Raw genomic sequence first — 12,177 nt, forward strand, 5'->3', positions numbered from 1 at the left:
GGGCGGCTCACTGGGGGCGGGTCGGCGCCCAACTCTGCTGCCCGGGCGCCTGGATCTCCAGTTTCGCGGCCTGGACCGCCTGGATCACCGGCGGCAGAACGTGGGGCACCGGCGGGAGCACCGGGGGCCGCACCGGGTGGATCACCGACGGCAGCTGGACGGCGGGGGCGGAGGTGAGCCGCTCCACCGGCGGCGCGCCGGTGCGGTGCACCCGCAGCCAGGCGGTGGCCTGCTCGGCCGGCAGCGCCGCCGAGACCAGCCAGCCCTGCACGGCGTCCACGCCCATGCGGTTCAGCCGCTCCCAGGTCTCGTCGTCCTCGACGCCCTCGGCGACCACGGTCAGTCCGAGCGAGTGCGCCAGCTCCACCGAGCAGCGGACCACCGCCGCGTCGTGGTCGTCAGCGACCATCCGGGAGACGAAGGAGCGGTCGATCTTCAGCTCGCCGACCGGCAGGCTGCGCAGCCGCACCAGCGAGGAGTGGCCGGTGCCGAAGTCGTCCAGGGACATCCCGACGCCGTAGCCGCGCAGCTCGGCGAGGGTGTCGGCGGCCCGCCGGGAGTCGTCCAGCAGCAGCCGTTCGGTGATCTCCAGCTGGAGCGCGTGGGCCGGGACCTGGTGGCGGACCAGGTGGCCGGCGACCCGCTGGGCGAAGCCCGGGTTGAGCACGTCGCGCGGGGAGACGTTCACCGCGACCTGCACCTGGAGGCCCTGCTCGCGCCAGGTGGCGAGCTGGCCGACGGCGGCCTCCAGCACGTAGTCGGTCAGCCGGGGCATCAGGCCGCTGGACTCGGCCAGCCCGACGAACTCGTCCGGCGAGACCTTCCCCTGGCCGGGCCGCTCCCATCGGAGCAGCGCCTCCAGCCCGACCACCCGGCCGTCGAAGGCCACCTTGGGCTGGTAGTGCAGCTGTACCTCGCCGGTCTCCAGGGCCCGCCGCAGGTCGCCCAGCAGCCCGATCCGGTACGGCGTGTCGGCGTCCTGCGCCTCGTCGTACTGCTCGACCGAGGTACGGCCGCGCTGGGCGTGGCCCATCGCGACGTCGGCCCGGCGCAGCAGCGACTCGGCGTCCTGGGCGTGCTGCGGGTAGACGCAGACGCCGGCGCTGGCCTCCAGGACGAGCAGCAGGCCGTCCAGCCGGATCGGCGCGGCGAGTTCGGCGATCAGCGCCTTGGCCACCTTCTCCAGCGAGTCCGGGCAGCCGATGCCGGGCAGCAGGACGGCGAACTCGTCGCCGCCCATCCGGGCCACCATCGGGCGGCCGCGGTAGTGCCGGGGCAGCCCGGCGAAGACGTCGTCGATCGACTCCCGGGTGGCGCTGCCGGCCGCACCGCCGGAGCGCAGCGCCCGGTGCAGGCGGCGGGCGATGTGGACCAGCAGCCGGTCACCGGCGGTATGACCGAGGGTGTCGTTGAGCGACCGGAAGCGGTCGAGGTCGAGCAGGATCAGACCGACGCTGTATCCCTCGGCGTGCTCGGCGATCGCCTCCTGGGCCGCGATCAATAACGCCTGGCGGTTGGGCAGGTCGGTCAGCGGGTCGGTGAGCTGGTCCCGGGCACGGTCCCGGGCGATCCGCCAGGCGGCGACCAGCACGGCCAGCGGAACCGCGAACAGCGGCAGCAGCTCGGGTTCGTAGCGGTAGACCAGGACGGCCAGCGGGATGAGCGGTGCGGCGCCGGCCAGCAGGACTCCGAGCAGCAGGACCGCACCCGCCACCCCCTGCGGCGGGCGTGTGGGCGCACCGCCGGTCGTATGATCCATAAGCCCTGTCCTCCGTCGGGCCCGCCCCGTCAGGCCGCCTAGCGGTGAGGCACCGTACCGGTGCCGGCAGCCTGCCGGGCATGGAGCGGCCCCGCGGAGTCCGGCTCAGCCGGTACCCCCACCCCTGCTGACACTCTGTTGCGCTCCAGGGTATGCGCGGGTCCACCCGACGGGCAGACTTTCGGACAACCGGAAATGCGCCACCGCGCTCCGGTGTCGCACGGTGACACGATGCCCGCCCCCACCGTGCGACACCCGATGACGTTGCATCAGGACGATAACAAGACGGATCCCCGGCCTCCGCGCGCGGGTCAGCCCTCGGCGGGCTCCCCCGCCCCCGGCTCCGGCGCCGACGGATCCTGCCCGGCGGCCTCCGACGCGGGCGCCTCGGCGGGCTCCCCCGCCACGTTCTCCCCCGCGTCCGCCGCGCCCTCGGCGGCCTCCGCGGCCTCCGCGACCGCTCCCGCGGCGGCCTTCGCCGCGCGCTTCTTCGCGGGCGCCTTCTTCACCGGCTCCTCGGCCTCGGGCTCCGGCGGCAGGCCCAGGTGGACCCGCGCCGCGGCCGAGCCCTGCGCCAGCAGGACGCCGAAGCCGGCGTCGTCGAGGACCGGCAGTCCGAGCTGGACGGCCTTGTCGTACTTGGACCCCGGGTTGTCCCCGGCGACCACGAAGTGGGTCTTCTTCGACACCGATCCGGTCACCTTCGCGCCGCGCGAGGTCAGCGCCTCCTTGGCGCCGTCCCGGGTGTGCCCGGCCAGCGTCCCGGTGACGACGACGGTCAGGCCCTCCAGCGGACGCTCGGCCTCCTCCTCGGGGGCCTCCTCGGTGAACCGGACGCCGGCCGCACGCCACTTCTCCAGGATCTCGCGGTGCCAGTCCACCTGGTACCACTCGATGATCGACCGTGCGGTGCCCGTGCCGACGCCGTCGGTCGCGGCCAGCCGCTCCTCGCTCGCCGCGAAGATCGCGTCCAGGTCGCGGAACTCCCGGGCCAGGTCCTGGGCCGCGACCGGGCCCACGTGCCGGATCGAGAGGCCGTTGAGGAAGCGCCAGAGCGGGCGGTCCCGGGCCTTCTCGATGTTGTCGAGCATCACCCCGGTGTTCTTCTTCGGCGCCCCGGCGGTGGTCGCGAAGAAGAACACCTCCTTCTCCTCGCCGGTCTCGTCGTCGAGCTTCGGCATGCCCGTCTTCTGGTCGCGCACCAGGACCTTGATCGGCAGCAGCTGCTCCACCGTCAGGCCGAAGATGTCGCCCTCGTTGCGCACCGGCGCCTCGGCCGGCGTCAGCGGCTGGGTCAGCGCGGTGGCCGCGACGTAGCCCAGACCCTCGATGTCCAGCGCCGAGCGCCCGCCGAGGAAGGCGATCCGCTCGCGGATCTGGGCCGGGCAGAACCGGGCGTCGGGGCAGCGCAGGTCGATGTCCCCCTCGGCCATCGGCCGCAGCTCGGCACCGCACTCGGGGCAGTGCGAGGGCATCACGAACGGCACCTCGCTGCCGTCCCGCACGTCGTAGACCGGGCCGAGGATCTCCGGGATGACGTCGCCGGCCTTGCGCAGCACCACGGTGTCGCCCAGCAGGACGTCCTTGGCCTTCACCACGTCCTGGTTGTGCAGCGTCGCGTACTGGACCATCGAGCCGGCCACCTTGACCGGCTCGGCCAGCACCGCGTACGGGGTGGCCCGGCCGGTGCGCCCGATGCCGATCTTGATCTCGGCCAGCTTGCCGGTGACCTCCTCCGGCGGGTACTTCCAGGCGATCGCCCAGCGCGGGGACTTGGAGGTGGAGCCGAGCCGGCCCTGCAGGGCGATCTCGTCGACCTTGACGACCACGCCGTCGATCTCGTGCTCGACCGAGTGCCGCTGCTCGCCGAAGCGCCGGATGAAGGCGCGGACCTCGTCGAGGGTCCCCACCACCTCGTTGTGCCGCGCGGTGGGCAGGCCCCAGTCGTGCAGCAGCCGGTAGGCGTGCGACTGGTCGTCGATGTCGAAGCCGACCCGGGCGCCGATGCCGTGCACCACCATCTGCAGCGGACGGGAGGCGGTGACCAGCGGGTCCTTCTGACGGAGCGAGCCGGCGGCGGCGTTGCGCGGGTTCATGAAGAGCCGGATCATCGCCCGGGGCCGCTTGCCCTCCTTGGCGCGCTCCTCGTTCTCCAGCCGGCGGCGCTCGTTCTCCTCCGCGAAGGAGGCGTTGAGCGCCTCGAAGGCGTCGGTCGGGAAGTAGACCTCGCCGCGGATCTCCACCAGCTCGGGGATGTTCTCGCCCTTGAGCCGGTGCGGGATCTCCTTGATGGTGCGGACGTTGGCGGTGATGTCCTCGCCGACCCGGCCGTCGCCGCGGGTCGCCGCCTGCACCAACTGGCCGTTCTCGTAGGTGAGGTTGACGGCCAGGCCGTCCACCTTGAGTTCGCAGAGGTAGTGGTAGTCGATGCCGGCCAGCTCGGCGGCGACGCGCTCGGCCCAGGCGGCCAGCTCGTCGTCGTCCATCGCGTTGTCCAGGCTGAGCAGGCGCTCCCGGTGCTCGACGGGGGCGAACAGCCCGGTCGGCGCGCCGCCGACCCGCTGGGTCGGCGACTCCGGCGTGACCAGCGCCGGGTGCTCGGCCTCCAGCCCTTCCAGCTCGCGCATCAGCGCGTCGAACTCGGCGTCGCTGACGACCGGGGCGTCCTGCTCGTAGTAGCGGGCCCGGTGGTCCTCGATCTCGGTGGCCAGCTCGGCGTGCCGCCTGCGAACCTCCGCCGGAACGTCCTCCCAGCCCTCGACAGCCACCACCGCAAGCCCTCCGTCAACTTCTCATTCCGGGTTGTCCACCAGGCTCTGGCCCGCCTTCACGCTGAGTGACAGCGCCGTGCGCGCGTAGGCCGGTGAGGCCCCGGCCAGCCCGCAGGTGGGCGTCACCAGCACACGGCGGCCCAGCAGCTCCGGGGCGAACCCGAGCCTGCGCCACAACGTCCTGACACCCTGGACACTACCGGCCGCGTCCGACACTCCCTGGTCAGTGAAGGGGACGACACCGGCGAAGATCACGGTGCCCGCGTCGATCGCCTCGCCCAGCTCCTCGTCCTCACGCTCGGTCAGCAGCGAGAAGTCCAGCGAGACCCCGACCACCCCGGCGCGGCGCAGCAGCGGCAGCGGCACCTGCGGCGCGCAGCAGTGCACCACGACCGGCGCGTCCAGTCCGAGGACCACCTCGCGCAGGACCTCCTCGGCGACCTGCCGGTCGACCGAGCGCAGCCGCTGGAAGCCGCTGGCGGTCTTCACGGAGCCGGCCAGTACGGCGGGCAGCGAGGGCTCGTCGAGCTGGAGGACGACCTCGGCGCCGGGGACGCGACGGCGGACGTCGGCGAGGTGGCGGCGGAGGCCCTCGGTGAGCGAGGCGGCGATGTCGCGGCAGGCGCCGCGGTCGGCGAGCGCCTTCTCGCCGTGCTTGAGCTCGATCGACGCGGCCAGCGTCCACGGGCCGACCGCCTGGACCTTGAGCGGTCCCCGGTAGCCCTGGGTGTACTCCTCCAGCGCGTCCAGGTCCTCGCCGAGCCAGGAGTGGGCGCGGCGGGTGTCCCGGCCGGGGCGGTCGGCGAACCGCCAGCCGCTCGGCTCGGTCTGCGTGAACAGCTCGACCAGCATCCCGGCGGAGCGTCCGATCATGTCCGCGCCCGGCCCGCGCGCGGGCAGTTCGGGGAGGAACGGCAGGTGCTCCAGCGCACCGGTGGAGGTCCTGGCGGCCTCCCGGGCGTCGGTGCCGGGCAGCGATCCGACGCCGGTGGCGGCGCCGACCAGGTCGGGGAAGGGATGTCCGTTGCTCACCCGCCCGAGCCTAGTGCGCCGGGGCGGGAGGTCGGACCGGCCGACCTCCCGCCCCGCCGGTCGCGGCTCAGCGGCCGGGGCGGACGGTGATGTCGGTGATCTCGGCGTCGCGCGGGACGTCGAGGGCGGTCAGGATCGCCTTCACCACCGACTCCGGCTCGATCCACTGCCCGGCGTCGTACTCCTTGCCCTCCTGCTGGTGCACCTTGACCTGCATCGCCGTGGCGGTGCGGCCGGGGTAGACCGAGGTGACCCGGACGCCGTGCCCGTGCTCCTCCGCGCGCAGCGAGTCGGCGAGCGCCTTCAGGCCGTGCTTGCTCGCCGCGTACGCCGACCAGTCGGCACTGGCCCGCAGACCGGCACCGGAGTTCACGAAGACGACGTGGCCCTTGACCAGCCGCAGCGAGGGCAGCAGCAGACGGGTCAGCTCGGCGGGCGCGACCAGGTTGACGTTCAGGGTGTCCTGCCAGGCCTTGACCGGCAGTTCGCCGACCGGGCCCAGCTCGACGATGCCCGCGACGTGCAGCAGCGAGTCGAGTTCGATCGGCGGTGCCTGGTGCCCCAGAGCCCAGGAGAGCTTCGCCGGAGTGCCGAGGTCGCCGACCAGGGTCTGCGCCCCGGGGAAGCGTTCGCGCAGCTCGGCGGCGCGGCGGGCGTCGCGGGCCAGCAGCCAGAGGTCGTCCCCGCGTTCCGCGAGGCGTTCGGCGAGGACGGCGCCGATGCCGGAGCCGGCGCCGGTGATCAGATGTGCAGCCATGGGGCCGATCCTCTCAGGCGCCGGACTTGAGCTGTTCGAAAACCTCGGCCGGAGTTCCGGCGAAGGTGATCAGGTCGCCCAGCGGGCGGGGCAGGAAGCCCTCGGCGTCCATCCGCTCCAGCTGGGTGCGCAGGCCCGCGTAGAAGCCCTCGGTGTCCAGGACGACCACCGGCTTGTCGTGCAGCGCGTGCTTCTTCAGCTCCAGCACCTCGGTGACCTCGTCCAGCGTGCCGAGGCCGCCGACGAGCACCACCACGGCATCGGCCCGCATCAGCAGCTGGGCCTTGCGCTCGGCGAGGTCGGCGGTGGTGATCAGCTCGTCGGCCCCGTCGTACGCCTTGTGCCTCAGGAACTCGACGGAGACCCCGACCAGCCGACCCCCGGCGGCCTTCACCCCGTCCGCGAGCAGACCCATCAGCCCGGCGTTCGAACCGCCCCAGACCAGCGTGTGCCCGCCCTCCCCCAGCAGCCGGGCGAACTCGGCGGCCGGAGCCGAGTAGCGGTCGTCGAGCGAGTACGCGGAGCAGAAGACAGTGATGTTCATAGTGCTCCCCGGTGTATCACGACGGCTGATTCGCCCACTACCTGATCGGCGGGAGCGGCTGAACGGGCCCGCCCGCCGCGTGCTCAGGCGTTGACGGCCGGGCGCTCCGTCGTGGCGATGGTGGCGGAGCCGACCACGCGGGTGCCGTCGTAGAGCACGACCGCCTGGCCCGGGGCGATGCCGCGGGCCGGGGTGTCGAGGCGGACGCGGAGTTCGCCGTCGGCGACCGAGGCGGCGACCGGGACCTCCTCGCCGTGGGCGCGCAGCTGGGCGGTGTAGCGCCCCTCGGCGGGTGCCTCGTCGCCGCACCAGCGCGGACGGATCGCAGTCAGCGCGGTGACGTCCAGGCCCTCGACCGGGCCGACGGTGACGGTGTTGTTCACCGGCGAGATGTCGAGGACGTAGCGCGGCTTGCCGTCCGCGGCCGGGCGACCGATCCGCAGGCCCTTGCGCTGGCCGATGGTGAAGCCGTACGCGCCGTCGTGCTCGCCGAGCTTGGTGCCGTCGGCGTCGAGGATGTCGCCGGTCGCGGTGCCGAGGTGCCGGGCGAGGAAGCCCTGGGTGTCGCCGTCCGCGATGAAGCAGATGTCGTGGCTGTCGGGCTTCTTGGCGACGGCCAGGCCGCGCCGTTCGGCCTCCTCGCGGATGACGTCCTTGGTGGTGTCGCCGAGCGGGAAGAGCGAGTGGGCGAGCTGGTCGGCGTCGAGCACGCCGAGCACGTAGGACTGGTCCTTGGCGCCGTCCACCGCGCGGTGCAGCTCGCGGCGGCCGTCCGGCAGGTCGACGATCCGGGCGTAGTGGCCGGTGCAGACGGCGTCGAAGCCGAGCGCGACCGCCTTGTCCAGCAGCGCGGCGAACTTGATCTTCTCGTTGCAGCGCAGGCAGGGGTTGGGGGTGCGCCCGGCCGCGTACTCGGCGACGAAGTCGTCGATCACGTCCTCGCGGAACCGCTCGGCGAGGTCCCAGACGTAGAACGGGATGCCGATCACGTCGGCGGCCCGGCGGGCGTCCCGGGAGTCCTCGATGGTGCAGCAGCCGCGGGCGCCGGTACGGAAGGACTGCGGGTTGCTGGAGAGCGCCAGGTGCACGCCGGTCACCTCGTGTCCGGCCTCGGCGGCGCGGGCCGCGGCGACGGCGGAGTCCACCCCGCCGGACATCGCCGCGAGCACGCGCAGGCGGCCGGTGGGGGACGGAGCGGTCGGAGCACCCGGGAAGTCAGTCATGATGAGTCCAAGCGTACGTGGTGCCGTCCGGCATTCCGCCGGGGTTTTCCTCAGCGCCGGACGGCCGCGAGACCGGCGTTGCGGGCGCGGTGGACGGCCGGGCCGATGGCCCCGGTGAGGGCGGCGACGTCCTCCCGGGTGGAGGTGTGGCCGAGCGAGAAGCGGAGCGAGGCCCGGGCGAGCAGCGGGTCGACGCCCATCGCCAGCAGGACGTGGCTGGGCTGCGGGACGCCGGCCGAGCAGGCCGAGCCGGTGGAGCACTCGATGCCCTGGGCGTCGAGCAGCATCAGCAGTGCGTCGCCCTCGCAGCCGGGGAAGGAGAAGTGCGCGTTGGCGGGCAGCCGTCCGTCCGCCGCCGGATCGCCGTTGAGCACCGCGTCCGGGACCCCGGCCAGCACCTCGGCGACCAGGTCGTCCCGCAGTGCGCCGAGCGTGCCGGCGTGCTCGGCGCGGCGTTCGACGGCGATCGCCGCGGCGGCCGCGAAGCCGGCGGCGGCGGGTGCGTCGAGGGTGCCGGAGCGGACATCGCGTTCCTGGCCGCCGCCGTGCAGCAGCGGGACGGGCGTCGCCCCGCGGGAGAGCAGCAGGGCGCCGATGCCGAACGGTCCGCCGATCTTGTGGCCGGTGACGGTGAGCGCGGTGAGCCCCGAGTCCGCGAAGGACACCGGGACCTGACCGAGCGCCTGGACGGCGTCGGCGTGCATCGGGATGCCGTACTCGGCGGCCACGGCGGCGAGTTCGGCGACCGGCTGGACGGTGCCGACCTCGTTGTTGGCCCACATGACGGTGACGAGCGCGACCGAGGCCGGGTCGCGTTCGACCGCCTCGCGCAGCGCCGCCGGGTGCACCCGGCCGAGGCCGTCCACCGGCAGGTAGTCGACGGTGGCGCCCTCGTGCTCGGCGAGCCAGTGCACGGCGTCCAGCACCGCGTGGTGCTCGACGGGGCTGCAGAGCACCCGGGTGCGGGCCGGGTCGGCCCCCCGGCGGGCCCAGTACAGGCCCTTGACGGCCAGGTTGTCGGACTCGGTGCCGCCGGCGGTGAGGACGATCTCACTGGGCCGGGCGCCGAGCGAGTCGGCCAGCGACTCGCGGGACTCCTCGACGACGCGGCGGGCCCGGCGGCCGGCCGCGTGCAGGGAGGAGGCGTTGCCGACGACCCCCAGGTGCGCCGTCATCGCGGCGATCGCCTCGGGCAGCATCGGCGTGGTCGCCGCATGGTCCAGGTATGGCATAACCATCCGATTGTAGAGGGCCCCCGGTGTGCGGTCCGGCAGCCGATCCGCCCACCGTACCGATCCGGCCACCGACCGCCGCTCCCGGGCGGTCGGTGACCCGCCGTGCCCGGGCGGGCAGTCGGACGGGCGGGTCCGGCGGCGGGTGGAGGGGCAGACCCGGACGGCGGGGGCGCCGGGCGACCGGGGCCCGGTAGGGGGCACCCGCCTCGAACGGTTAGCCTGACGGCCACCGCAATGCGGCCGGACGGAACAGGACGGGGCGGAATGTCGCAGTCTGTCGATCGTGCGCTGACTCTGCTCGGGTCGCTCGGCGACGGCCCGGTCTCCCTCGAACAGGCCGCCACCTCGATCGGGGTGCACAAGTCGACCGCGCTGCGGCTGCTGCGCACGCTGGAGGAGCACGGCTTCGTCCACCGGCAGTCCGACCGCCGCTACCGGCTGGGCGGCAAGGTGCTGTCGCTGGCGAACCGGGCCCTGGAGGAGATCGACGTCCGCCAGGTCGCCGCGCCGTACCTGGCGGCCCTCGCCGAGCGCTCCGGCTGCACCGTGCAGTTGGCGGTGCTGCAGGACGGCGAGGTGCTGTACCTGGACGAGTTGGCGGGCCGGTGGGACGGCGAGGCCGGGCGGCCGACCAGGATCGGGCGGCGCGCCCCGGCGGCCGGGACGGCGATCGGCCGGGTGCTGCTGGCCGGGCTGCCCGGGGACGGCCGGCCCGAGGCGGAGCTCTCCGCCGACCTGGCCGCGGTCCGCCGCCGGGGCTGGGCCGCCGAGTCGGCCGAGCACCGGGAGGCGGTCACCTGCGTCGCCGCGCCGGTGGCCGGCAGCGACCGGCGGGCCGTGGCGGCCTGCGCGGTCTCGGCGCCGACCGACCGGGTGTCGCCCGCCGAGCTGGTGCGGCTGGTGCCGGAGCTGCTCTGCACGGTCGAGGCGATCTCGCTGGCGTACGGCGGCTCGCCTACTCCTCGCTGGTGCGAGAACCGTTGCGGTGCCAGGCCCGCGGTGCGCGCCAGCCGTACTTGAGGGCGAGCATCCGGAGCAGGAAGGCGGTCAGGGCGGCGGCGGTGCCGGTGACGGCGGTCAGCCGGTCGAGGGCGATGAGCACGGCGACCAGCGCCGAGCCGACCAGGGCGGGCACGGCGTAGATCTCCCGGTCCCAGCGGAGCAGGGAGGGGATCTCCCCGGCGAGCAGGTCGCGCATGACGCCGCCGCCCGCCGCGGTCACCATGCCGAGCGCGACGGCCGCGACGGCGCCGAGCCCGTAGTCGTGCGCCTTGGCGGTCCCGGTGACGCAGAACAGGCCGAGGCCGAGCGCGTCGAGGGTCTGCACGGCGCGGTTGATCCGTTCGACCTCGGGGTGCAGGAAGAAGACGACCAGCCCGGCGGCCAGCGGGGTGACGAAGTAGCCGAGGTTGCTGAAGGCGGCGACCGGGGTGGCGCCGATCACGAGGTCGCGCATCACCCCGCCGCCCAGTGCGGTGACCTCGGCCAGCACACAGATGCCGAAGATGTCCATGTTCTTGCGGACGGCGAGCAGCCCTCCGGAGAGGGCGAAGACGAAGATGCCGACGAGGTCCAGCGACTGCTGCACGTCGGAGGGGAAGATCTGCGAGGTCACCGGACCACTATGGACCCGATGGTCCGGACCTCCGCGCACCGTCCGTCCGGAGCCCGGAGCTCCGGACGGACGGTGCGGGACGGCCTGCGCCGTTCCGCGGGCGGCCCGGGCCTCACCCGGAGACGGGCACCGGTCCGCCCGACGGGGCGGTCCCGGGGGCGGCCGCGGCGGCGGACCCGGGAGCGTTCTCGGGGAAGTGGCAGGCCACCTGGTGCCCGGACTCCAGCGCGACGAGCGGCGGCTCCTGGCTGGCGCAGACGTCCTGGGCCTTCCAGCAGCGGGTGCGGAACCGGCAGCCGCTGGGCGGGTTGATCGGGGACGGCACGTCGCCCTTGAGCAGGATCCGCTCACGCCCGGCGCGCTGCTTGCGGCGCGGGTCGGGCACCGGCACCGCGGACATCAGGGCGTTGGTGTAAGGGTGCATCGGGCGGCTGTAGAGCGAGTCCCGGTCGGCGATCTCGACGATCTTGCCGAGGTACATGACCGCGACCCGGTCGGAGACGTGCCGGACCACCGAGAGGTCGTGCGCGATGATCAGGTAGGTCAGGCCGAGTTCCTGCTGGAGGTCGTCCAGCAGGTTGACCACCTGCGCCTGGATGGAGACGTCCAGGGCGGAGACCGGTTCGTCCGCGACGATCATCTTGGGCCGCAGGGCGAGCGCCCGGGCGATGCCGATGCGCTGGCGCTGGCCGCCGGAGAACTCGTGCGGGTAGCGGTTGTAGTGCTCGGGGCTGAGTCCGCAGAGCTCCAGCAGGTCCTGGACGGCCTGCTTCACCCCGCCGGCCGGCTCGGCCTTCTGCAGCCGGAACGGCGCGCTGACGATGGTGCCGACGGTGTGCCGGGGGTTCAGCGAGGAGTACGGGTCCTGGAAGATCATCTGGATGTCACGGCGGAGCGGCCGCATCGCGCCGACGCCCAGGTGGGTGATGTCGGTGCCCTCGAACTCGATCGTCCCGCCGGTGGGTTCGTCGAGCCGGGTGACCAGCCGGCCCATCGTGGACTTGCCGCAGCCGGACTCGCCGACGACGCCCAGGGTCTCACCGGCGTTGACCGTGAAGTCGATGCCGTCGACCGCGCGGACGGCGCCGGTCTGGCGCCGCAGCAGGCCGCCGTGGATCGGGAAGTGCCGGGTCAGGCCGGCCACCCGGAGCAGCGGCTCCCGGTCGGGGGCGGGTGCGGGAGAAGGGATGGCCGCCGCCTGAGTGTCCGTCATCGGTTCTCTCCAGAGAGGTGGTACGGGG

Annotated in this window: 10 protein-coding genes; 1 reads left to right on the forward strand and 9 read right to left on the reverse strand. The window is 73.7% G+C overall.

The window, feature by feature from the left end:
* Positions 1-7: 7 nt before the first annotated feature.
* From PUR61_RS31665 to PUR61_RS31695, 7 genes are all read right to left on the reverse strand, one after another.
* Positions 8-1,759, reverse strand: coding sequence for a putative bifunctional diguanylate cyclase/phosphodiesterase (locus PUR61_RS31665; protein ID WP_329882935.1), 1,752 nt, complete (start codon positions 1,757-1,759; stop codon positions 8-10).
* Between the two features lie 311 nt (positions 1,760-2,070).
* Complete coding sequence (gene ligA / locus PUR61_RS31670; protein ID WP_443035278.1) at positions 2,071-4,527, reverse strand: NAD-dependent DNA ligase LigA; 2,457 nt, start codon at positions 4,525-4,527, stop codon at positions 2,071-2,073.
* A gap of 24 nt (positions 4,528-4,551) precedes the next feature.
* Positions 4,552-5,562: a methionine synthase gene (locus PUR61_RS31675; RefSeq protein WP_329882937.1), complete on the reverse strand. Its 1,011-nt coding sequence runs from the start codon at positions 5,560-5,562 to the stop codon at positions 4,552-4,554.
* Positions 5,563-5,629: 67 nt separating this feature from the next.
* Positions 5,630-6,319: an SDR family oxidoreductase gene (locus PUR61_RS31680; RefSeq protein WP_329882938.1), complete on the reverse strand. Its 690-nt coding sequence runs from the start codon at positions 6,317-6,319 to the stop codon at positions 5,630-5,632.
* 13 nt (positions 6,320-6,332) lie between these two features.
* The gene (locus PUR61_RS31685; RefSeq protein ID WP_329882939.1) at positions 6,333-6,863 is read right to left on the reverse strand and encodes a TIGR00730 family Rossman fold protein; all 531 of its coding nucleotides are present in this window, start codon (positions 6,861-6,863) and stop codon (positions 6,333-6,335) included.
* Between the two features lie 83 nt (positions 6,864-6,946).
* A complete protein-coding gene (gene mnmA / locus PUR61_RS31690) occupies positions 6,947-8,086 on the reverse strand; it encodes a tRNA 2-thiouridine(34) synthase MnmA (protein ID WP_329882940.1) in 1,140 nt (379 codons plus the stop codon).
* A 50-nt stretch (positions 8,087-8,136) separates the two neighbouring features.
* Entirely contained in the window at positions 8,137-9,318 is a 1,182-nt protein-coding gene (locus PUR61_RS31695) for a cysteine desulfurase family protein (protein ID WP_329882941.1), read from the reverse strand.
* 267 nt (positions 9,319-9,585) lie between these two features.
* Between PUR61_RS31695 and PUR61_RS31700 the strand changes: the two genes are divergently transcribed.
* Positions 9,586-10,341 carry an IclR family transcriptional regulator gene (locus tag PUR61_RS31700; protein ID WP_329882942.1) on the forward strand — a complete coding sequence of 252 codons (756 nt, stop codon included), beginning with the start codon at positions 9,586-9,588 and terminating at the stop codon, positions 10,339-10,341.
* On the opposite strand, the gene PUR61_RS31705 is transcribed toward PUR61_RS31700, so the two are convergent.
* Positions 10,277-10,936, reverse strand: coding sequence for a trimeric intracellular cation channel family protein (locus tag PUR61_RS31705; RefSeq protein WP_329882943.1), 660 nt, complete (start codon positions 10,934-10,936; stop codon positions 10,277-10,279). The two genes, PUR61_RS31700 and PUR61_RS31705, sit on opposite strands and share 65 nt — an antisense overlap.
* A gap of 112 nt (positions 10,937-11,048) precedes the next feature.
* Entirely contained in the window at positions 11,049-12,149 is a 1,101-nt protein-coding gene (locus PUR61_RS31710) for an ABC transporter ATP-binding protein (protein ID WP_329882944.1), read from the reverse strand.
* Positions 12,150-12,177 lie beyond the last annotated feature (28 nt).

It is taken from the genome of Streptomyces sp. BE20, from assembly GCF_036322525.1.
In the GTDB taxonomy this organism is placed as follows: Bacteria; Actinomycetota; Actinomycetes; order Streptomycetales; family Streptomycetaceae; genus Kitasatospora.

What these genes read in the sequence shown, in the direction of transcription:
- PUR61_RS31665 (WP_329882935.1), bottom strand. Translation starts at nt 1,759, where the DNA reads ATGGATCATACGACCGGCGGTGCGCCCACACGCCCGCCGCAGGGGGTG.
- PUR61_RS31680 (WP_329882938.1), bottom strand. Translation starts at nt 6,319, where the DNA reads ATGGCTGCACATCTGATCACCGGCGCCGGCTCCGGCATCGGCGCCGTC.
- PUR61_RS31685 (WP_329882939.1), bottom strand. Translation starts at nt 6,863, where the DNA reads ATGAACATCACTGTCTTCTGCTCCGCGTACTCGCTCGACGACCGCTAC.
- mnmA (WP_329882940.1), bottom strand. Translation starts at nt 8,086, where the DNA reads ATGACTGACTTCCCGGGTGCTCCGACCGCTCCGTCCCCCACCGGCCGC.
- PUR61_RS31695 (WP_329882941.1), bottom strand. Translation starts at nt 9,318, where the DNA reads ATGCCATACCTGGACCATGCGGCGACCACGCCGATGCTGCCCGAGGCG.
- PUR61_RS31700 (WP_329882942.1), top strand. Translation starts at nt 9,586, where the DNA reads ATGTCGCAGTCTGTCGATCGTGCGCTGACTCTGCTCGGGTCGCTCGGC.
- PUR61_RS31710 (WP_329882944.1), bottom strand. Translation starts at nt 12,149, where the DNA reads ATGACGGACACTCAGGCGGCGGCCATCCCTTCTCCCGCACCCGCCCCC.